19 protein-coding genes, 1 tRNA gene, 1 pseudogene and 1 riboswitch are annotated in these 21,493 nt (G+C 65.8%); of the genes and pseudogenes, 13 read left to right on the top strand and 8 right to left on the bottom strand.

Features of this window, described 5'->3' with window-relative positions:
* Positions 1-51 precede the first annotated feature (51 nt).
* The 4 genes from QMG72_RS10295 to QMG72_RS10280 all read left to right on the top strand — a co-directional run bounded on the left by QMG72_RS10295 (position 52) and on the right by QMG72_RS10280 (position 3,771).
* Positions 52-1,470, top strand: coding sequence for a phosphomannomutase/phosphoglucomutase (locus QMG72_RS10295; RefSeq protein WP_226773717.1), 1,419 nt, complete (start codon positions 52-54; stop codon positions 1,468-1,470).
* Positions 1,471-1,474: 4 nt separating this feature from the next.
* Entirely contained in the window at positions 1,475-1,969 is a 495-nt protein-coding gene (locus QMG72_RS10290) for a hypothetical protein (protein ID WP_226773716.1), read from the top strand.
* A gap of 20 nt (positions 1,970-1,989) precedes the next feature.
* Entirely contained in the window at positions 1,990-2,439 is a 450-nt protein-coding gene (locus QMG72_RS10285) for an RrF2 family transcriptional regulator (RefSeq protein WP_226773715.1), read from the top strand.
* 171 nt (positions 2,440-2,610) lie between these two features.
* Positions 2,611-3,771 carry a globin domain-containing protein gene (locus tag QMG72_RS10280; RefSeq protein WP_226773670.1) on the top strand — a complete coding sequence of 387 codons (1,161 nt, stop codon included), beginning with the start codon at positions 2,611-2,613 and terminating at the stop codon, positions 3,769-3,771.
* A 99-nt stretch (positions 3,772-3,870) separates the two neighbouring features.
* Here the strand turns inward: QMG72_RS10280 and QMG72_RS10275 are convergent, their stop codons facing one another.
* Positions 3,871-5,703, bottom strand: coding sequence for a phosphoenolpyruvate carboxykinase (GTP) (locus tag QMG72_RS10275; RefSeq protein WP_226773671.1), 1,833 nt, complete (start codon positions 5,701-5,703; stop codon positions 3,871-3,873).
* Between the two features lie 275 nt (positions 5,704-5,978).
* Here QMG72_RS10275 and QMG72_RS10270 point away from each other — a divergent pair.
* The 6 genes from QMG72_RS10270 (at position 5,979) to QMG72_RS10245 (ending at position 11,856) form a co-directional block, all read left to right on the top strand.
* Positions 5,979-6,052, top strand: a tRNA-Arg gene (locus tag QMG72_RS10270).
* Positions 6,053-6,175: 123 nt separating this feature from the next.
* Positions 6,176-7,633 carry a dihydrolipoyl dehydrogenase family protein gene (locus QMG72_RS10265; RefSeq protein WP_283480407.1) on the top strand — a complete coding sequence of 486 codons (1,458 nt, stop codon included), beginning with the start codon at positions 6,176-6,178 and terminating at the stop codon, positions 7,631-7,633.
* A gap of 85 nt (positions 7,634-7,718) precedes the next feature.
* Positions 7,719-8,495, top strand: coding sequence for an ATP-binding cassette domain-containing protein (locus QMG72_RS10260; RefSeq protein ID WP_226773673.1), 777 nt, complete (start codon positions 7,719-7,721; stop codon positions 8,493-8,495).
* Positions 8,492-10,540, top strand: coding sequence for a YhgE/Pip domain-containing protein (locus QMG72_RS10255; RefSeq protein ID WP_226773674.1), 2,049 nt, complete (start codon positions 8,492-8,494; stop codon positions 10,538-10,540). The genes QMG72_RS10260 and QMG72_RS10255 overlap by 4 nt, the downstream gene beginning before the upstream one ends.
* Positions 10,537-11,154, top strand: coding sequence for a TetR/AcrR family transcriptional regulator (locus QMG72_RS10250; RefSeq protein WP_226773675.1), 618 nt, complete (start codon positions 10,537-10,539; stop codon positions 11,152-11,154). The genes QMG72_RS10255 and QMG72_RS10250 overlap by 4 nt, the downstream gene beginning before the upstream one ends.
* Before the next feature lie 33 nt (positions 11,155-11,187).
* Positions 11,188-11,856 (top strand): hypothetical protein, encoded by a 669-nt coding sequence (locus QMG72_RS10245; protein WP_226773676.1) that lies wholly within the window; start codon positions 11,188-11,190, stop codon positions 11,854-11,856.
* A 169-nt stretch (positions 11,857-12,025) separates the two neighbouring features.
* Here the strand turns inward: QMG72_RS10245 and QMG72_RS10240 are convergent, their stop codons facing one another.
* From QMG72_RS10240 to QMG72_RS10220, 5 genes are all read right to left on the bottom strand, one after another.
* A complete protein-coding gene (locus QMG72_RS10240) occupies positions 12,026-12,373 on the bottom strand; it encodes a winged helix-turn-helix domain-containing protein (RefSeq protein ID WP_396021224.1) in 348 nt (115 codons plus the stop codon).
* A 73-nt stretch (positions 12,374-12,446) separates the two neighbouring features.
* A complete protein-coding gene (locus QMG72_RS10235) occupies positions 12,447-13,559 on the bottom strand; it encodes a TerC family protein (RefSeq protein ID WP_282468075.1) in 1,113 nt (370 codons plus the stop codon).
* A gap of 239 nt (positions 13,560-13,798) precedes the next feature.
* Positions 13,799-14,599 carry a heliorhodopsin HeR gene (gene heR / locus QMG72_RS10230; RefSeq protein ID WP_226773678.1) on the bottom strand — a complete coding sequence of 267 codons (801 nt, stop codon included), beginning with the start codon at positions 14,597-14,599 and terminating at the stop codon, positions 13,799-13,801.
* Positions 14,600-14,767: 168 nt separating this feature from the next.
* Entirely contained in the window at positions 14,768-15,295 is a 528-nt protein-coding gene (locus QMG72_RS10225) for a SixA phosphatase family protein (RefSeq protein ID WP_226773679.1), read from the bottom strand.
* Positions 15,296-15,405: 110 nt separating this feature from the next.
* Positions 15,406-16,269 (bottom strand): winged helix-turn-helix domain-containing protein, encoded by an 864-nt coding sequence (locus QMG72_RS10220; RefSeq protein ID WP_226773680.1) that lies wholly within the window; start codon positions 16,267-16,269, stop codon positions 15,406-15,408.
* Between the two features lie 683 nt (positions 16,270-16,952).
* Here QMG72_RS10220 and QMG72_RS10215 point away from each other — a divergent pair.
* From QMG72_RS10215 to QMG72_RS10205, 3 genes are all read left to right on the top strand, one after another.
* A complete protein-coding gene (locus QMG72_RS10215; protein ID WP_283480406.1) occupies positions 16,953-17,693 on the top strand; it encodes a response regulator transcription factor in 741 nt (246 codons plus the stop codon).
* 3 nt (positions 17,694-17,696) lie between these two features.
* Entirely contained in the window at positions 17,697-19,328 is a 1,632-nt protein-coding gene (locus QMG72_RS10210; protein WP_283480405.1) for a sensor histidine kinase, read from the top strand.
* A 137-nt stretch (positions 19,329-19,465) separates the two neighbouring features.
* Positions 19,466-19,626, top strand: a riboswitch (cyclic di-AMP (ydaO/yuaA leader).
* On the top strand, positions 19,625-20,359 hold the full coding sequence (locus QMG72_RS10205) for an aggregation-promoting factor C-terminal-like domain-containing protein (protein WP_283480404.1): 735 nt from the start codon (positions 19,625-19,627) through the stop codon (positions 20,357-20,359). It overlaps the preceding riboswitch by 2 nt.
* A 42-nt stretch (positions 20,360-20,401) precedes the next feature.
* On the opposite strand, the gene QMG72_RS10200 is transcribed toward QMG72_RS10205, so the two are convergent.
* On the bottom strand, positions 20,402-21,085 hold the full coding sequence (locus QMG72_RS10200) for an HAD-IA family hydrolase (protein ID WP_226773703.1): 684 nt from the start codon (positions 21,083-21,085) through the stop codon (positions 20,402-20,404).
* Between the two features lie 54 nt (positions 21,086-21,139).
* Positions 21,140-21,416: pseudogene (locus QMG72_RS17770) on the bottom strand (VOC family protein); the annotation flags it as partial.
* Positions 21,417-21,493: the final 77 nt, after the last annotated feature.

Below are 21,493 nucleotides of genomic sequence, written 5' to 3'. Positions count from 1 at the left end.
TCGCCGGCACTCCTCCACAGCGGTGAACGGCTGCAACGTAAGATAAGACGCGTGACTACGGAAAAGACGAAGACTTTTGACCTTTCGGCCTCCTTCAAGGCCTACGACGTGCGCGGCATTGTCGGCGAGTCAATCACCGCGGAGATCGTCGAGGCTGTGGGCGCAGCGTTCGTTGACGTCCTGCAGCTGGAAGGCGAAATGGTCCTGGTCGGCGGCGATATGCGCCCCTCCTCCCCCGAATTCAGCAAGGCCTTCGCCAACGGCGCCGCCCGGCGCGGGGCCAACGTCCAGCTGCTCGACCTGATCTCCACCGATGAGCTCTACTACGCCTGCGGCGCGCTCAATGCAGCCGGCGCCACCTTCACCGCCAGCCACAACCCCGCCGCGTACAACGGCATCAAAATGGCCAAGGCCGGCGCCGAGCCGATCTCCTCCGAATCCGGACTCAAGGAAATCCAGGCCCGCGCCGAGGAATACCTTAACGCCGGTTCGATCCCCGCCGCCGCCGCCCGCGGCCTGATCGGCGTCCATGACGTGCTGAAGGACTACGCCGAGTACCTCCGCAGCCTGGTGGAGCTTGCCGGCAACCGCCCGCTGAAAGTCGTCGTCGATGCCGGCAACGGCATGGCCGGCCTCACCACGCCCGCGGTGCTCGGGGACACCCTGCTGCCCGCGCTCCCCCTCGAAATCATTCCGCTGTACTTCGAGCTCGACGGATCGTTCCCGAACCACCCCGCCAACCCGCTGGAGCCCGAGAACCTGCGTGACCTGCAGGCTGCCGTCCTCGAACACGGGGCAGACATCGGGCTGGCCTTCGACGGCGACGCCGACCGTTGCTTTGTCATCGATGAGAACGGCGAACCGGTCTCGCCGTCCGCGATCACCGGCATGGTGGCCCGCCGCGAAATTGCCCGCGCGCAGGGACTCGGCGAGGAGAACCCCACTGTCATCCATAACCTGCTGACCTCCCGCGCCGTCCCCGAGCTGGTGGCGCGCCACGGCGGCCGGGCAGTGCGCACCCGCGTCGGCCACTCGTTCATCAAGGCCGAGATGGCAGCAGAAGGGGCCGTCTTCGGCGGCGAACACTCCGCGCACTTCTACTTCCGCGACTTCTGGAACGCGGACACCGGCATGCTCGCCGCGATGCATGTCCTCGCGGCCCTCGGGGAGCAGGCCGGCCCGCTGTCCGAGCTCGGCCGCGAGTACGAGCCATACCGGTCCTCCGGCGAGATTAACTCGGAAATCGAAGACAAGGCCGGCGCCGTGGAACGGGTCCGCCACGACTTCCATTCCGAGGACGTCGAGATCGACTACCTCGACGGCAGCACCTTCATTGCCACCGACGGCAGCTACTGGTTCAATCTCCGCCCTTCCAACACCGAGCCTTTCCTCCGCTTGAACGTCGAGGCGACGGACAAGGCCACAATGGAGCGGGTCCGCGACCGCGTCCTGGCACTGGTCCGGGGCTAGGCGCGTGTCGGAACTGCCCTCGGAGACATCTGCCCCCTCCGCTCCTAATTCCTGGCGCGGCACTGTCCCGGAAGCCAGCGCCACCGATCTGGAGAACCTGCTCGGCACCGGGGTCGGTGCCGCCCAGGAGCAGCTTGAGCGCAACGGCGGCTTCCTGCCATTCGCCCTGGTGGTGGAGAACGACGGCGAGGTCCGGCTCGTCGCCGTCACCCCCGCCGACGCAGACGAGGGTACCGACGCCGATTTTGACGCGGACTCGATGATCAGCGACCTCACGGAACTGCTGAGGCAGCACCGGGACGAGTTCCGTGCCGCGGCAATCGTTTGTGACATCACCCTGCTGGAAGAAGCTTCGGACGCCATCCACGTGGCCGCTGAGCATCGTGACGGCTCGCTGTTTGCCGCGGTCCTGCCCTACGCCGCCAACCCTGCGACCCGTGAGCTGGAATTCGGCGAGCTCTCCGCCGACACCAACGAGCCCGTCGTTTGGGTGGACTAGACCGCCGGTAAACTGGTGTTATGAAGATTAACGCCTTCGCGGATGTGAGCCTGCGGGCCATGATGGTGCTCGCCGCGGCTCCCGACGGCGGACTCCTCACCACCCAGAGCGTCGCCGACGCCGTCGCCACGCCGTACAACCATGTCAGTAAGGCGATGGCGAAGCTGCGCGAACTGGGCATGATCGACGTCGAACGCGGCCGGCACGGCGGTGCCCGGCTCAGCAGCGCCGGCCGGACCGCCACCGTCGGGGCGCTCCTGCGCCAGCTGGACACACGCCTTGACCCTGCCGACTGCGTCTCTACCGGCGGAGTGTGCCCGCTGATTAACGAATGCCGCCTCCGCGGCGCCCTCGCACGGGCCCGCGAGGCCTTCTACCTCGAACTTGACGATCTGGTGGTCGCATCGCTGCCCACCTCCCGGCAGATGGCGCCGGTGTTCCAGGTGATTGGCCTGCGCCCGGGCCTCTGAACCCCCGCTTCGCCCGCCCCACCCCAGCACCCAGTCGCCGCGCCCGGGAATCCACCCGATTTGAAGTTGTTTTCTACACGCTGTAAAACTGAAGTATAAATACTTGCATTTCAAATACATGTATTTTCATCGGTCCGGTTACAGACCCGGGCCACTATCTCAGGAGTCCCAATGCTCTCGGACAAATCCTTCCCCGTGATCGAGGCCACCCTTCCCCTGGTCGGTTCCCGGATCGGTGAAATCACGCCCAAGTTCTACGCCCGACTCTTCGCAGCACACCCGGAACTGCTGGACGGACTCTTCAGCCGCTCCAACCAGCGCAACGGCAACCAGCAGCAGGCGCTGGCCGGGAGCATCGCCGCGTTCGCCACCCACCTGGTGAACAACCCCGGCACCCTGCCCGAGACGGTGCTCGCCCGCATCGCCCACCGCCACGCTTCCCTCGGCATCACCGAACCCCAGTACCAGGTGGTCTACGAGCACCTCTTTGCCGCCATCGCCGAGGACCTTGCCGAGGTGATCACCCCGGAGATCGCCGATGCATGGACCGAGGTCTACTGGCTCATGGCGGATGCGCTGATCAAGCTCGAAAAGGGCCTCTATGCCGCACAGGCCAACGGCACGATGTGGAGCCCGTGGCGGGTCGCCGCCAAGGCCGCTGCCGGGACCGGCTCCACGACCTTCACCCTGGAACCGGCCGACGACACCCCTGTCACTGAGGCCCTCGCCGGGCAGTACGTGAGCGTCAAGGTCCAACTGCCGGACGGGCTGCGCCAGGTCCGCCAGTACTCGCTGTCCGGCAGCGCCGGCACCAGCCGCACCTTCACCACCAAAAAGGACGACGGCGGCGAAGTCTCCCCCGTCCTGCACAACAACGTCCGGGTGGGCGACATACTCGAGATCTCCAACCCCTATGGTGAAATCACCCTCAAGGAAGGCGAAGGCCCCGTTGTGCTGGCCTCCGCAGGCATCGGCTGCACACCGACTGCCTCGATCCTGCGCTCCCTCGCGGACGCCGGCTCGGACCGCCAGGTCCTGGTCCTGCACGCGGAAAGCGACCTGGAGTCCTGGGCTTTGCGCAGCCAGATGACCGACGACGTCGAACGCCTCGACGGTGCCGACCTCCAGCTCTGGCTCGAGAGCCCGGCAGCCGGTGCCAAGAACGGCTTTATGTCGCTGCGCGAAGTGGACCTTCCGGCCAACGCCTCGCTGTACCTGTGCGGCCCGCTGCCCTTTATGAAGAGCATCCGCAACGAGGCCATCAACGCTGGTATCCCGGCGACCAAGATCCACTACGAGGTATTTGGTCCGGACATCTGGCTCGCAAGCTAGATCCCACCGCCCTGGCTTCGTAGACCCCGGCGAGGGAACGACGGCGGCCCCGCACCTTTTCGCAAGGTGCGGGGCCGCCGTCGTCAGATCAGCCCGCTGCTAGTGGGCGGCCATGCGTTCCTTCAGGCCTTCGAGTTCGGAGCGCAGGGCCTCAGGCAGGGAGTCACCGAACCTCGCGTACCACTCTTCGATCGAGGCGAGTTCGGTGTCCCACTCCTCGCGGTCCACGCGGACGGCGTCTTCGACATGAGCGTGCGTGAGGTCCAGTCCGGTCAGATCCAGGGAGTGCCCGGCCGGGACGAAGCCGATGGGGGTTTCCACGGCCTCCGCCTTGCCTTCGATCCGCTCGATGGCCCATTTGAGGACCCGAGCGTTGTCGCCGAAGCCGGGCCAGGCGAAGCCGCCCTCGGCGGTGCGCCGGAACCAGTTGACCAGGAAGATGTGCGGCAGGCGTTCGGGATCAGCCTTCCCGGAGACGCTGATCCAGTGCTTGAGGTAGTCCCCCGCGTCGTAGCCGATGAACGGGAGCATGGCCATCGGGTCGCGCCGCAGCACACCGACCTTGCCGGCCGCCGCGGCGGTCGTTTCCGAGGACAGGGTGGAGCCCATAAAAATGCCATTGGTCCAGCTCCGGGCCTGGGTAACCAGGGGCACAGTGGTCTTGCGCCGGCCGCCAAAGAGGATCGCGGAAAGCTCCACACCATCGGGGCTGTAGTACTCCTCGGCCAGCATGTCGACCTGTGATATCGGGGTGCAGAAGCGGGAGTTCGGGTGGGCTGCAGGCTGGTCCGAACCAGGAGTCCAGGAGTTGCCCTGCCAGTCGGTCAGGTGCGCGGGAACCTCGTCCGTCATCCCCTCCCACCAGACGCCGCCGTCGTCCGTCAGGGCCACGTTGGTGAAGATGCTGTGGCCCTTGGCGATGGCGCGCATGGCGTTGGGGTTGGTACCCCAGCCGGTGCCGGGGGCGACGCCGAACAGCCCGGCCTCCGGGTTGGTGGCCCGCAATTCACCTTCCTTGCCGATCCGCATCCAGGTGATGTCGTCACCAAGGGTTTCGACGCCCCAACCCTCGATGGTCGGATCCAGCAGGGCGAGGTTGGTTTTGCCGCAGGCCGACGGGAACGCGGCAGAGATGTAGTAGTTCTTTTTCTCCGGCGAGGTCAGCTTGAGGATGAGCATGTGCTCAGCAAGCCACCCCTCATCGCGGGCCATCACGGAGGCGATGCGCAGGGCGTAGCACTTTTTGCCCAGCAGGGCGTTGCCGCCGTAGCCGGAGCCGAAGGACCAGATCGAGCGCTCCTCCGGGAAGTGCACGATCCACTTGTCCGGATTGCAGGGCCAGGCAACGTCTTCCTGGCCGGCGGCCAGCGGTGCGCCCAGGGAGTGCAGTGCCGGGACGAAGAAGGCATTGGTCGCGGTGATCTTCTCCAGCACCTCGGTGCCGATCGTGGCCATGATGCGCATGGAGGCGACAACGTACGCGCTGTCCGTAATCTCCACACCAAACTTGGGATCCTCGGCGTCAAGGTGGCCCATAACAAACGGGATGACGTACATGGTGCGGCCGTGCATGGAGCCGCTGAACAGGCCGCGCAGCTTCTCCTTCATCTCCACCGGAGCCATCCAGTTGTTGGTAAAGCCTGCATCACGTTCGTTTTCCGAGCAGATGAAGGTCTGCTCCTCGACCCGGGCCACATCGGCGGGATCGGAGAATGCCGCGAAAGATTTGGGGAACAGCTTTTCGTTCAGGCGGGTCAGTGTGCCCGCGGCAACGAGTTCATCCGTGAGCCGGGTATTCTCTTCTTCGGAGCCGTCTACCCAGTGGATCCGGTCCGGCTGGGTCAGTTCAGCTACCTCTTCAACCCATGCCAGCAGCCCGGCATGTGTGGTGGGTGCCTTTTCAAGCAACGGCAGTCGCGCCAAATCTCCCATTACGGTTCCCTTCCTCGGGTTCAGTCGTGTGTCCTAAATGTAGGGCTAGATCACCCCCCGAAAATGGGGCAGTATGTGGGGTGAATGGGGGAAGGGATTTCAAAAAGCCCGGAAATTCAAGGAATCAACACTGCGGACCGATGCTATTTTGTGACTAAGGTCACGTAGACCGGTCTAGTCAGCTATATTACACCTGTTTCGATTTGTCACCGCGGCCCCCTCTCGCGTAAAGTAATTCGAGGTTCAGGGAGCGAGAAGTTCCAGGAACAGAAAATGCGCCCATAGCTCAGCTGGATAGAGCGTCTGTCTACGGAACAGAAGGTCAGGGGTTCGAATCCCTTTGGGCGCACAGAGAAGAAGATCCGCACCGGCCTGCCGGTGCGGATCTTCTGTTTAACCCACCGGCGGGCCCAGCCCCGGCGTGCCCGCTGCGGACGGCCCGGCCGGACCTCGCGGGGGTTAGGCTTTTGCCATGACGGCACAGCAAAAACAGGAATTCGATGTCATTGTGATCGGCGCCGGTGCCGTGGGCGAGAACGTGGCGGAACGTGTGGTCCGGGGCGGGCTGACCGCAGTGCTGATCGAGGCGGAACTCGTCGGCGGCGAATGCTCCTACTGGGCTTGCATGCCTTCCAAGGCGCTGCTGCGGCCGGGTACCGCCCTGCACGGCACCCAGACCGTTCCCGGCGCAGCGGAAGCAGTCACCCGGACCCTGGACGTAGCCGCAGTCCTGAAGCGCCGCGACTCCTTTACGTCCAACTGGCAGGACGACGGCCAGGTCACCTGGGTAGCGGACGCCGGGATCGAACTCATCCGCGGCCATGGCTGGATCACCGGCAGCCGCAGCGTCGAGGTCGCGGGACTGGACGGCAACGGATACACGCTCACGGCGCGGCACGCAGTGGTGGTGGCAACCGGGTCCGCACCAACCGTGCCGCCGCTCGAAGGCCTGTCCCAGGTGGATTACTGGACCACCCGCGAAGCAACGTCCGCGAAGGTCATCCCGGAGCGGCTGGCGGTGCTCGGCGGCGGCGTGGCAGGCACCGAACTCGCCCAGGCCTTCGCCCGGCTGGGCTCCGCCGTGACAGTGGTGGCCCGCAGCAGCCTGCTCGGCTCTTTCCCGGCGGAGGCAAGCTCCCTGGTCGCCGCCGGACTGCGTGCGGACGGCGTCGATCTCCGCCTGCACACCGGAACCAAAAGCGTCCGGGAAAACAGCGACGGCTCGCTCACCCTCGAGCTGGCGGGCGGCAGCTCCGTGACAGCCGACAAAGTCCTGGTCACCACCGGCCGGCATCCTGCCCTGGCGGGGATTGGACTGGAAAGTGTTGGCCTTGTCGCCGCGGACGGCAAAGGTCTCCGGCTGAGCACCGACTCCACCGGCCTGGTCACGGGTTTGGCCGGGAACGGCGGGGACCCGTGGCTCTACGCCGTCGGCGATGCAGCGGGCAAGGTCATGCTGACTCATCAAGGCAAGTATGAGGCCCGGGCCACCGGCGATGCGATTGCCGCCCGCGCCAAGGGCGAGCTCTCAGGCGATCCGGCCCCGTGGAGCCGCTTCGCCCAGACAGCAGACGAGCACGCCGTCCCCAATGTCGTTTTCACGGATCCCGAACTGGCGAGTGTGGGCCGGAGTGTGGACCAGGCCCACAAGGACGGCTACCGCGCCACTTCCGTGCAGCTGCCCATCCAGGTGGCCGGTTCCGCGCTCCACGCCGAGCACTATGAGGGCTGGGCCCAGCTGGTGATCGATGAAGAGCGCACGGTCCTGCTCGGCGCCACGTTCGCGGGACCGGACGTGGCCGAACTGCTGCACGCCGCGACCATTGCCATCGTCGGAGAAGTTCCGCTGGACCGGCTCTGGCATGCCGTCCCGTCCTACCCCACCATCAGTGAGGTGTGGCTCCGGCTGCTCGAAGCGTACGGCCTGTGATCAGTTGATCACACGGGAGGATTCTTATTTGAACTGACCAGTCAGTTCAGTTAGCCTTGGAGGAGACCCGACCCGAAAGGCTTATATGCTCTCCGCGCAACACCTCCAGGTGAACGGCCGCCGGAATGACCTGCTTCCGCCCACCTCCCTTGAGGTGCTCCCCGGGGAGCTGCTTCTGGTGGAAGGCGACGGCCAGGACCAGCGGACCGCACTCGCGCTCACACTCAGCGGCCGGATGAGGCCCTCCGGCGGAGTGATCAGCTGGGACGGCAACCCCAAGATCAAGCGCCTCCGCCTGGCCAGCTCCCTGGTGGACTCCCCGGGTGTCAACGAGCCCGAACAGCATCTCAGCGTGGGCGATCTGGTCACCGAGGACCTGGCGCTTGTCCCCCGGCGTTATCGCGGAGCGCTGCTCAGCAAACCCTGGCTCAAGGTCAACCGCTTCGAGGACATTGCCGATCTGTGGACCGAGGAGATTCCGGCCCGGCGGCGCGTCGAACTGCTCACCGCACTGGCCTTGGCGAATCCCCGCACGGATCTCCTGGTCATCGACTCCCCGGACCGGCACAGCGCGGATTCCGGCGACTGGCTGCCCCGGCTGCAGGAACTGGCGTACGACGGCGGACGGCCGCTCGCCGTCGTCGCGACGGTCGCAGCGCTTCCGGTCGGCTGGACCGGACCCTTCGCCGCCATTGGGAACGCCGTTGAGGCTGCGCCCGCAGCTGCACCGGCGGCGGTGGCACCCGCTGACGCCGACACGTCCGGCACGTCCGGCACGTCCGACACTCGGAAAATGGACATCCCTCCCGGAAAGCACCGGGACCACCCATCAATCCTGCTCGAAACCGAGGACTCACAGTGACTGTTCTGCGGCTGGCCCGCTCCGAACTCAAGCGTATGACCGGCGGACTCCTGCCGAAGCTGACCATCCTTGCCCTGACCCTGGTGCCGTTGCTCTATGGCGCGGTGTATCTCTACGCCAACTGGGATCCCTACGGGAACCTGGACCAGATCGACGCCGCCCTGGTGGTCGAGGACACGGGGGCGGCCGCCAGCGACGGAACCCGGCTGGAAACCGGAAAGACGGTCGCAGACAGCCTGGTCGAGGCCCACGTCTTCAACTGGCAGACCGTAGCCACTGCCGAAGAAGCAGACCAGGGCGTGAACAGCGGCAAGTACTCGTTCGCGCTCAAGATTCCCAGGGACTTCTCGGCCAATCTCGTCTCGCCGGGCAGCTTTGACGCCGCAAACCAGGCGATGCTGAATGTCACCACCAACGATGCCAACAGCTATGTGCTCAGCACCGTTGTGGACAAGCTGACCACCGCCGTGCACTCAACGGTGGCCAAGGAGGTGGGCGAGGAAACGGCCAACGAACTGCTGACCGGCTTTGGCACCATCCACACCCAGATGGTCAAGGCGTCCGACGGCGCCGGGCAACTCGCCGGCGGAGTCGCCAAGCTCCGCGAGGGGGCGTTCGCCCTCCACCAGGGCACCGGCGATCTCAAGAGCGGCGCCGCCGAGCTCTACGCCGGCCAGCTCAAACTCCGGGACGGGGCCACCGCCCTCAACACCGGGGCGGACCAGCTCAGCAGCGGACTGTCCCAGCTCAAGGACAAAACCGCCACCTTGCCTGCCGATTCCCGGACCCTGGCCGACGGCGCCGCGCAGATCGCCGCCGGAAACGCGGCGCTGAACACGAAGGTACAGGGACTCGCAGGGCAGCTGGCAGCCACCGAGCAGGCGACCGCCCAGGCCCAGCGCGGCCGCGTCCTCGCGTCCAATGACCGGCTCGTCGCGGCCGGCAGCATCACCCCGGCCCAGGCCGGTCTCATCCTCGCGGACTTCGACGCAAATGCCGCCCCGCCGGCCTCCCCGGGACCTGCGGCCGCGCTCAAGTCAGCCGCAGGGCAGATCCAGCAGCTGGCGGACGGCTCAGCGGCTGTCAGCGCAGGAGCGTCCCGGCTTGCGGAAGCAACCCCGGCCCTCGGCAGCGCCATTAGCCAGTCATCCACCGGCGCGGACCAGCTGGCCGCCGGCGCGTCCGGCCTCGCCGCCGGTGAGCAAAGCGCCCTGGACGGTGCCGCAAAACTCTCCGGAGGTGCGCAAACACTCGACGACGGTGCCGCGCAGCTGGAAAGTGGAACGGCGACGGCAGCCGACGGCGCGGGCACCCTCGCCGCCGAACTCGCCAAGGGTGCCGGCCAGGTCCCGAACCCCAACGACTCCCAAAAAAGCAGCCTGTCCAAGGTGATCGCTGACCCAGTGGCGGTCAGCAACGTCTCGCAGGCCAAGGCCGCTTCCTATGGTGCGGGCCTGGCCCCGTTCTTCCTGACGCTGGCACTATGGATCGGGATATTTATGCTGGTCCAGGCAATGCGGCCGATCACGCAGCGGGCGCTGGCATCCAACGCCCCGTCGTGGAAGATCGCCGTAGGCGGCTGGCTGCCCTTCCTGGCCGTCGCGGTGGTCCAGGCAAGCCTGCTCACCCTCGTGGTCGACGTAGCGCTGGGCCTCAACCCCGTTCACCCCGTCCTGATGTGGTTGTTTATGCTGGCTGCCGCGATGGCCTTCACCGCCATCATCCAGGGTGTGGTGGCACTGCTGGGAACTCCGGGGAAATTTGTGGTTCTTGTCCTTCTGGTCCTGCAGCTGGTCTCCTCCGGCGGAACTTTCCCCTGGCAGACCACTCCCCCGCCGCTGCACGTTGTCCACGAGGTCCTGCCAATGGGATACGTGGTGTCCGGAATGCGGCACCTGATCTACGGCGCCGACCTGTCAATGATCGTGCCCACGGCGGCGGGCCTGCTTGGTTACACCGTGCTGGGGGCGGCGCTGTCCACGCTGGCCGTTCACAAGCACAAGTTCTGGACCCTCAAGACCCTGAAACCGGAGATCACAGTATGAGCGAAGTGGAGTCCGGCGACAAGAAGCTCCGCCCCGGACGGACCAACGCCACCAAGCAGAAGCTGTTCGAGGCCTCGATGGAGCTGATCGGTGAACGCGGGGCCGCCGGCGTCACGGTGGATGAGATTGCTGCGGCGGCCGGCGTTTCCAAAGGAACCGTGTACTACAACTTCGGCAGCAAGTCCGATCTGATTGCCCAGTTGCTCCGCTACGGCGTGGACATCCTGCTGACCGGGCTGCTCAGCGTTCGGGATGAATCCGGGGATCCGTTGGAACAAATGGACGTTATGATCGGCCGGGCCATGGACTTTATGGCTGAATACCCCTCCTTCGCGAGGCTGTGGGTCAGCGAGAACTGGCGTACCCCAAGTGAATGGCAGGAGACGTTCGCCGAGCTCCGCGGACGGCTGCTGGAAGTAGTCGGAGCGGCGATCGATGCGGTGGCGGCCGTCTACCCGGTGGATCCTGCCGTGTCCCGCGGCAGCCTGGAGACCGCCATCCTGGGGGCCTGCTTCGTAGTTGGCCTGGACCGGCAGGCCTACAACCCGGAGCGGACCCGCGAGCAAAGCGTCGGCGCCATTATGACCTCCATGCGCGGCTACGTTGCAAAGTAGCCCCGCTCGGGGATGATGATTCACATGGGCCACATGAGTAACAGCGGCAAGTTTGCCATCGGTGCGTTCCTCGCCGCCCTGGCGCTTCTGGCGTTGGCTGGCATCACACTCCACGAAACGGTGTTCCTGTGGTTCCTGGCGGCCGCCGGGGCAGCCTATGTGGCCTGCGTTTCCGAGGTGGTCATCCGCCGGCGGCACCGGACGCTGGCAGCCAGCGGGATCGGGAGCATGCTGTTTATCGCCTTCGGCATAGCGTTCCTGCGACAGTGGGGATTGGCCTTCAACGCTGATCCGGATGCGATGTCGGCTCCGGTGGATTCGGACCACCCGGACCTGTACTTCTACCTCGCCGCCGCGGCCGGCGCAGCTACCCTGCTGCTGCTGGTTGCCGGAACCGTCCTCCCGGGGCGGGGCAGGCAACCGCGGCCCCGCGGTTCCGTTCCCGGCCGCCGTCCGACGGCCGCGCGGGGCACCGCTTCCAAAGCCCCGGCCGGCCGCCGCGCACCCTCCCGGACTGCCAGCCAGCGGCCGGCACCACGGTCCGCAGCGCCGCCGGCACGCGCTCCTGCCCCGCGGCCTGCAGCCCCGGGAGCCAGGCGTCCGGCCCCGTCCGCCGGGCGAACCACCGGCACAAAGTCCGTTGCCAAAGGCCCCGCCAAATCAGTGGAACGCACCCCGGCACGGTCGTCGACGCGCCGCTGAACTTCGGTGCGCCGGCCCCCCGCCGGGCATACCCCGGCTCAGCGCCGGCCCCCGGGCGGGCATACCCCGGCTCAGCGCCGGCCGCCGGGCATGCCCGGCGGGATCGTCTGCCCGGCTCGTGACCATCCCGTCCGGAAGAATTGTGGGATGGCTTGGCCCGGGTCGCGGCTCACGGTTCGGAGAATAGCTCGATGAGTCCGTCGATTTCCCGGGCCGCGGTGGTGGGGTGGCGGAAGTGCTGATGGGGTTCGATGGCGTACTGGGTGCGCCGTCCGACGCGGGTGCGGTGCAGGTACCCTCCGGTTTCCAGGTCCTTGAGGATCTGCAGGGCTGCACGTGGCGTTATGCCGACTCGTTCGGCGATGTCAGTGACCCGCAGCCGCGGATCCGTCGCCACGGCCAAAAGGACATGTCCGTGGTTCGTGAGGAAGGTCCAGGCCGGGCGTGGGGATGCGGCCGGCTCGGCGCGGATCATTTGATTCAGGATCGTGACTGGTCTGCTGGGCGGAACGGTCATGGTTGCTCCTGGCTGACGTGTGCGCTGGCGGGATCGGATTGCGGATGCGGCATAAGCAATAGTTCGTGTCCGCTCATCTGCGTTCACCCGGACCCGGACCCGGCGCGTCCGCGGAACCGCCGGTGTCACCGTTGCCGGGGGCATCGGCGGTGGCCGTGGTTGTTGCTTCCGTGCGCTGGCGCGCGCGTCCCCACAGTGGTTCCAGCTCGGCGATCTCCGCAGCCGAGGCGGTTCCGAACGGGGAGGATGCCGGCGCCTCGGGAACCGTGCGTTCTTGGCCCCGGGTGGCCCAGAGGCTGATTCCGATGGACACCGCCAGGATAGTGGCGATGACGGCCAGAGACAGCGGTGTGGGGATGTAGTAGAGGTCGATCTTAAGGAACATTTTGATGCCTACCCAGATCAGGACGAGCGCGAGTCCGATTTTGAGGTAGATGAAGCGGTGGATCATGTCAGAGAGTAGGAAGTACATTGCCCGCAGGCCCAGGATGGCGAACGCGTTGGCGGTGAAGACCAGGAACACTTCGTCGGTGACGGCGAAGATCGCGGGGATGGAGTCCACGGCGAAAATGATGTCGGTGACCTCAATGAGGGCCAGCACCGCGAGCAGCGGGGTGGCCAGCAGGACGCCGTCCTTGCGGATCAGGAAGCGCTGGCCGTGGAAGTCGTCCGTCATGGGCACACGCCGGCGGAAAAGTTTCAGTGCCCGGGACTTTTCCGGGTCAAGCACGTCGTTGCGGTGGCGGATCATCCGGTAGCCGGTGATGAGCAGGAACGCTGCAAAGAGGTACAGCACCCATTCGGCACTGGCGATGATTACCGCGCCCGCGGCGATGAAAACGCCACGGAAGACCAGCGCGCCGAGGACCCCGAAGAACAGGACCCGGTGCTGGTATTCGCGGGGTACCGCGAAGTACGTGAAGATAATTGCCCAGATGAACACGTTATCGACGGCGAGGGATTTCTCGATCAGGTAGCCGGCGAAGTATTGCTGGCCAAACTCCTGGCCGTAAATCTGCCAGATCAGGGCGCCGAAACCAACCCCGACAACAACCCAGACCGCGGACCATAGGGCCGCTTCCCGGACACGGATCACGTGTGCGCGGCGGTGGGCAAACAGGTCGACCGCAAGCATCAGGACGATGCCGCCAAGCACAGCCAGCCAAGCCCAAAAGGGAACATTCATGGGGATACCCGCTTCCAGTCAGCTCTAACCAACCGGAGGTCTTTCCCGGCCCAAAGGGGGCCTGCTCCGCCGGGCCGCTCAGGGGCGGCCGGGCTGACGACGAAACATCCAGGGGATACTCCCCTCCACGAACAGTGAAACACATTTCACCTGTTGCGGCAATGGCCGGTGGATTTCCCGGTATCCGGAAGTGACCGCCGCCCGCTGGTGGCCCGCCGGGCGTTCCCTCGGCCGCTCGGCTAGGTGAGTGCCGGGATAATCGCGCCCGAAAAAACCTGCCAGGCCAGCGCGGTCTTGGCGACAAGGCTCAGCGTAATGTAGGCCCGCTCGCCGCGCAGATAGTCCCGCCAGCCGCCGACCTGCCGGTACTGCAGCAGCTGGTTTATTGCGAACGTGTTGAAGAACAGGAACAGCGAAATGATGATCCCGTAGACAAAGGCCGGCGGGGAGGCCTCCGTGGTGGAGCCCGGAGCCAAGAAGTAAATGATGATCACGATCCACGGCACCACGCCCGCGATCGAGCCAAAGACAAACGGCAGGAACCTTCCGTTGCCGGGTGTTTCGTACTTTTCCTGCAGGGCCCCGAACATAATCATCGCCGCGTTGACGGCGAAGATCGAGAACAGCGCCGCGATATCCGTGATGCCGGTAATCTGGGCGATCAGCCAGATCATGATCGACGAACTTAGCGAGTACTCGACCCAGCGGAAGTAGTTGTGATTCGCCTTCAAGCCGGCCGCGTAGCGGGGAAAGAACCACGGCGATGAGATGAGGAAATGGAACACGGCAGACAACGCCAGGAACGCCACTACTCCCAGACCCACGTTCACATCGAACAAAGTTACCCGCTCAGGCGGCAGCGGAACACCTGGAGGACCGCTGAGGTAGTCGGCCGTGACCGCGAAGGTGACCTGGCTGCCCAGCAGGGTCAGTACGTAGGCGAAGCCGAGGGCCTGCACCAGATGCAGGGAGCCGGCCACGATGTTGTATGCCCTCAGCCGGGAGATCTTCTGATCGGCAGTGCGTACTTTCCGTGCCATCAGGAACTCCTTCAGAGTGGATGAGGCAGACACTAGCAGGGACGCAGGCGCAGAGGAACCCGTCGAGCTGAAGCACACACCGCTGATGGGCTGCGCCGGCATCGATCCGGCCGGCAGTTCGGGCCTGTTTCCAGGCTGCCGGACCGCTGAGACGACGTCGGCCGGGGATTATGTAGCCCTGGGAACCTTAAAGTGCGTGAGCCTCGCGTCCTGGCCGTCCAGTTCGGCCCAGGACTTCTCCGTCTCCATAACGGTCAGCGCACTGGTGGGGTATCGCGTGGCGGCATCCATATAGGCATCGTGGCTCGAGTCCCGGGACGCGAGGTGCATCGCGAGGTCCTGCACTCCGGGCATGTGCGAGATCACCATCAGGGTGGTAACGGTATCCGGGACGTGGTTGATGACTGTCAGCATCCGCGACGCCGAGGCGGCGTAAAGTCCGTGCTCAAGTTTCGGCGTCGGTGCCTTGTCGCCTAATTCGCTGCAAACCCAAGTGCAGGTCTGCCGCGTGCGCAGGGCGCTGGAGCAAAGAATAAAGTCCGGGACCACACCATGTTTCAGCAGCCACTTACCGGCCTGCGGAGCATCACGGTGACCGCGCTCTTCCAGCGGCCGGTCATGGTCCGCTACGCCGCCGGGCCAATCCGCCTTGGCATGGCGCATGATCACCAGCCGTTTGATGTGATGCGCGCTCATGGATCAATCCTAGTGCGGGGTATCACCCGGTCCGCGCAATCCGGAAACGCAAAAGCGCCCGCCCCGGTTCAAAGGACGGACGCTTTCGCGTGGGGCGTGTGGGCCCAACGCTAGATCGAGTACTCCGGTGCGGCCCAGACCACAACTTCCGGGTGCTCATAGAACCGGTAACCCTGGCCGCGGACCGTCCGCACCGTGTTGGCGAGGCGGCCGAGCTTGGAGCGCAGGCGGCGGATGTGGACGTCGATGGTCCGCTCGTTGGGCACTTCTTCGGCATTGCGCCACAGGCCCTCCAGCAATTCATCACGGCCTACGGTACGGGTGCCGTTCTCAACGAGGTAGTTGAGCAGCTCGAACTCCTTGAACGTAAGGTTCAGGGATTCGCCGTCGAGTGCCACTTCACGGCGGGCAAGGTCGATCAGCACACCGGACGGGCGGGGATCCTGCGGCTGCTGCAGGCGGGCGCTCTCGGACCGCTGGCGGGAGCCCACTGTGGGGTCGCCGAAGGTGGAACGGACGACGTCGAGGGCGGAGCCCGGCGCGCTGGCCGGTGCGACGGCGACGGCGGCGTAGCTTTCGGCACCGGATACCAGCGACTGGGCGTAGGCCCGGATTTCCTGGGCCAGCTTGGCAATGGAGGTGCCGGCAGCCGCTGCTGTCTCCTCATCGATACCCATGTAGAGCACAAAACCCCGGGCGACGTTGTCAACCGGGACGGGGCGGAGGGGGCTGCCGCCGGCAGGGGCAATCACGGGCGTCGGCGCAGTGGCCGGTGCCGGCGGAACAGCCCGGAGCTGTCCATAGGAGTTGGGGTTGTAGCCCTGGGGTGCAAAACCCGGAGTGGGGAAGCTGTTTCCGGAGCCGGCGGGCGCGAAGGATGCCCTGTCGCCGAAGCCTTGGCGAATACCGGAGGTCTGGCCGGCTTTGCCGGCGTTACGGACGGAGATGTGGACGTATCCGGATGCAACTGACATGGATTGCTTACCTCAATGTGAATGGCCGTCATCGCGGCTCGAATGCTACTTTTCCCCGCAATGAATACTGGGGAGGGGCGCCCGACACTGGGCTGGGGCGAATGCCTAGAAACCTTTGGGGTGTAAAGGTTAGGCGTGCATTCGACAACAGCGCTTCCCTGCGTCAGCGGGTGCGCTGATCCAGGAAACTGCGGCTGCAGGTGCTGTTGAGTTCTTGTTCACAATTGAAGTGTGCAACGTAACAATGAAAACTTGCAAGTAACAAAGGCTCCTGGATTCCACATTCTGAGACGAATATTCACAATGTGGTGCGGATCACGCTTCGGCCAAGAGGGCGAGTCGAGCAACAGATTTTACGATCAGCAAGCAAATGCCGCCTTTTGCGAATCCTATTCGGCAAATCGAGACAACGAGCATGCATAATTCTTTGCTGGCGAGTTGAGTGACTACTGGGCCGCCACTCCACGCGGGGCTGCCGTCCCACCTGGTGGTCATCCTGCTGCCGGGAAGCGCCCGGACCCGGGATCACGCAGCTTGGCGACCGCCCAGCGGCTTATCTTGGCGACCGCATCAGCAGGACGCTGCCGTGGGCAGTCTCCTCTCCAGCTCGCTAGGGTGGGATTCACAGGTGCCGCACAGGATCACCAAAGGCGTAGCTAACCGGCAGATCGGAGAGTTGTCCCATGGCCACCTCGCACTCCATGACCAACAACCTCCCGCAGCTGAGCCATCCGGACGGCTCCCCCATCCGCGCCCTGGTAGTGGACGATGAACCGAGCCTCTCCGAGCTGATGAGCATGGGCCTGCGAATGGCGGGCTGGTCGGTGGCTGTCGCCGCCGACGGACCGGAGGCCATGAAGCTCGCCCGGGAATTCCGGCCCGACGTCCTGGTGCTCGACGTGATGCTGCCCGGGTTCGACGGCGTCGAGCTCCTCGGCAGGATCCGGGCCTTCGCGCCGGAGGTACCGGCATTGTTCCTGACGGCAAAGGACGACGTCCAGGACCGCATCACCGGGCTGGCTGCCGGCGGCGACGACTACGTGACTAAGCCGTTCAGCATGGAGGAAGTGTTGCTCCGCCTGCACCGGCTGGTCCAGCGGTCCGGGGTGGCAGCAATGGATACGGCCGAACTCGTCGTCGGGGACCTTGTCTTGAACATCGACACACGGGAAGTGCGGCGCGCAGGTGACGAGCTCCACCTCACGGCCACCCAGTTCGAGCTGCTGCGCTACCTCATGGAGAACCCGAAACGGGTCGTCAGCAAAGCCCAAATCCTGGACCGTGTCTGGGACTACGACTTTGGCGGGCAGGCCAACATCGTGGAGCTCTACATCTCCTACCTCCGCAAGAAGGTCGACGCCGTCCACCCGCCGATGATCCACACGGTCCGCGGCGCCGGCTATGTCCTGAAGCCGGCGGACTGAATCGTGCCTGTCCGTTCCGGCAGGGCCGGCCCCGCCGGACCCGTGTGGCACACCCCTTCCAGCTGGCACCTGCGCACCCGGCTTGTTCTGGTTGCCATGGCCCTTCTGGTGGCGATCTGCGGTGCTGTCGGCCTAGTCAGTTACGCCTCGATGGATTCCTTCCTGACCAGGCAGCTCGACACACAACTCGAGCAAGCCGCGGACCGTGCCCGCGAGTTTGGCCGCACCGGCGGCCGCGCCGACCCCCTTGAGGCCCGGGGCCAGGGAATCGGGACCCTTAACGCCAGGATCGTGGCCGGCTCGGTACGCGGCGCCGGTTTCCTCGCCGAAGACGCCACCCGAAAGTCCCTGACCAGGGAGGACAACGCAGCTCTCCTGTCGCTCCCTGCGAGCAGCGAGCCGGTCAACCGGTCTCTTTCCGCCGGGGCCTATCGGCTGGTAGCTTTCACGGCCCCGGACGGCGGCGTGATCGTGACCGGGCTGCCGCTCGCCGAGAAATTGAACACGCTGGCCTCTTTGGTTTGGACTATGGTGCTTGTCTCTGCGGGCGGCCTTGTTGTCATTGGCCTCGCCGGCACGGCGTTGATTCGCCGCACCATGAAGCCGCTCGATCAGCTCTCCGAGGTGGCCACGAAAGTGTCCCGCCTTCCCCTCGACGCCGGAGAAGTCGGACTTGCCATGCGGGTGCCCGCATCCGCAGCACATCCCGGCACCGAGGTGGGCAGTGTTGGCCACGCCCTGAACCTGATGCTGGACAATGTGTCCAGCGCACTCGAAGCCCGGCAGAAGAGCGAAATGAAGGTCCGCCAGTTTGTCGCAGACGCCTCGCACGAGCTGCGCACACCCCTGACGGCGATCCGCGGGTACACCGATCTGATGCGGATGACCGAACACTTCACCCCAGACGGCGAGAAGTCCCTGGCCCGGGTGCAGAGCCAGTCCGAGCGGATGACCACCCTGGTGGAGGATCTGCTCCTGCTTGCCCGGCTGGACGAGGGCCGGCCGCTCCGCCTCAGCGACGTGGACCTCACCCAGCTGGCCATCGAGACGGTGAGCGACGAAAAAGTGATGGCACCGGACCGGGTATGGCACTTGGAGCTCCCGGCGGAGCCGGTGGTGGTCCGCGGCGACACGACCCAGCTCCACCAGGTTCTGGCCAACCTGCTCTCCAACGCACGCAAGCACACTGGAACCGGCACCACCGTGGTGACAGCTGTGCAGCGGGCTCCCGACGGCACCGCCGTGATGACCGTAACGGACAACGGCCCCGGGATCGCCCCGGAGTTCGTGGACCGGGTCTTTTCGAGGTTTACGCGCGCGGATGCGTCGCGCAGGAATCCTGCAACCGGTACAACGCCGGTGTCCGGCCGGCCTCGCCCGCTCGTGCCGCTGCGCGCACACCGGCTGCCGTCCGCACCGGGTGCGGACTCACCCCTCGCCGCCGCGGCTGCCGGCCCGGCCCGAACTGCCGCGTCGTCTGAGGGCACCAGCGGGCTGGGATTGTCAATTGTGCAGTCGATTGTGGAAGCCCATGGCGGCACTGTCAGCGTAACGTCGGTGCCGGGCCGGACCGAGTTCACCGTTCGGCTGCCGGACGCTCCGGCCGAGGACCGGACACCCCGCCGCTCCAGCTAATCCGCGAAGCAATCCGCCGCGCCGAACCCGCCGCTCCTGTTATCGAAATGTGACATTGGCGTTCCGGTCCTGTACCGTTTTTAGCGTGCGGTCATCACTCGGACCGCATATCCGGATGCACGCCAAACTCTGCCGCCTCCCGGATTCCGCTGGATTAGGCAGAGGCGGGGGACCCAGAGTTCCCGGGCATTTCTGCACATTGCGCCCTTGGGGTGAAGCCGTCACGTGAGATTCCGTGCGGCCGGGTGACCTCATCCGAACCCGACAGCTAACTCCGCAGGCGTTGAGAGGCGACCATGACTGAATTCACGGTACAAACACGCCCTGAGGGCGATGTAAAGAGGCGCTCCAAGCCGTCGCGACACCGCGCCGAGCCCGCCAAACCGGCGTCGGCCCTGTCCCGGTTCACCACCGGCCTGGGCTCCACCGGCCGCCGGGCGGCAGTTGTCGCAGCGGCGTGTGCAGTGCTCGTGGGAGCCGGCGCCGCCGGCCAGGCGTCGGAGACAGCCACCCGCAACGCCAGCAGCGCCAGCAGCGCCACAAAATCGGCAGTCAGCGCGGATCCGCTGCAGCACCTCGACTTTGAACGCGTCCTGGTGGCGAACCAGACCGTTAGCCCGCCGGCCGATGCCCCGGCCCCGGTCGCCGAGGTTAAGCCTGCCGAGTTACCGGCCCCCGCCGCCGCACCGGCGCCGGAGCCCGCGCCGGTTCCTGTTGCCGTTGACGATCCCGCCGGAGCGCAGGCTTATGCGGCCAGCCAACTGGGTGCCCACGGCTGGGACGCCGGCCAGATGCAGTGCCTGGTCAAACTCTGGACCAAGGAGTCTGACTGGAAGACTACTGCCACCAACCCGAGCAGCGGCGCCTACGGCGTGGTTCAGTCCCTCCCGGCCGAGAAGATGGCCAGCGCAGGCGCCGACTACCTCACGAATTACCGGACGCAGATCAACTGGGGACTGAACTACGTCCAGGAACGCTACGGCTCACCGTGCGGGGCGCTGAACTTCCACTACGCGAACAACTGGTACTGAGCTGCGGCGGAGGCACCGGCCCTTCGAAACGGGGCCACGGTTTCACAGCCGGAAAGAGATGATGCTGCGGCCGGCGTCGTCGACCCCGACCTCGCACAAGACGGCTGAGTAATCGGCGATGCGCAGAACGCCGTCGGGCAGTTCGCCGGGGTTCGGGCCTACCGCCACCGTCCGCATCCCGGCAGCCAGGCCGGCGGCGATGCCGGCCGGCGCGTCCTCGAAAACCACGGCGTCCGCCGGGTCCACTCCGAGCAGTTCGGCCGCGCGCAGGTAGCCTTCCGGGTGTGGCTTACCGCGGCCGACGAGATCTGCTGTCACGGCGGTGGCGGGCAAGGCAAGACCGGCGGCGGCCATCCGAATGTCTGCCAGCAGCCGGTCCGCCGATGTCACCAGGGCGACGGCGTCCGCCGGCAGCAGGCGCAGCAACCCGGCAGCGCCCGGCAATGCCACGATGCCGGCAGTCCTGGCGCGTTCCATGGCACCCAGTTCCGCGGTGAGGGCCGCGACGTCGGCTCCCGCCGGCGCGAAGCGCCGCACCGTGTCCGCTGCCTGAACGCCATGGGAGGTGCGCAGGATCTCGGCAAGGTCCAGACCATAGCGGGCAGCAAACTCCCCCCAGACCTGTTCCACCGCTGCGGTGGAATCAACGAGAGTCCCGTCCATGTCAAAAAGCACCGCCCGGACGGTGAAGGCGGTCGGAAGCGCGGTGCCGGTAACTGAAGTCATCGTCCCATCTTGCCGCGTACCAACCGGATGTTCCGGATCCCTTGGCTGTCCGGAGCCGGTTGACCGTGCCGTGAGCTGTTGCACCGCCCACTTGTTGCCGTCGGGATCGGCAAAGTAGAGGAAATGTCCCCAGTCCTGGACATCGACGCCGCTGCCGTCCACGCCGTTGTCCTTGAGCTGCTTGTGGGCGGCCTGAATGTCGCTGACCACGAGTTGCAGGGTCGGTGCCGTACCCGGCGGTGCATCGCTGGGGCCCTCACCGAACGCGATCGAGCAGCCCGAGCCCGGCATCGGATACGGGAATTAAAATGAGTTCGAGTTTCCAGTCCATGGGCTCAGGCCAGTCCCGTGTTGAGTTTCCCGGCAGGCCGGGCCCCCACTGGTGGGAAGGTCCGCCGCGCCGGTGTT

Source organism: Pseudarthrobacter sp. PH31-O2, assembly GCF_030063265.1.
Lineage (GTDB): Bacteria > Actinomycetota > Actinomycetes > Actinomycetales > Micrococcaceae > Arthrobacter.
The sequence above is the reverse complement of the archived record's forward strand: the minus strand, read 5'-3'. Positions and strand labels throughout refer to the sequence as shown.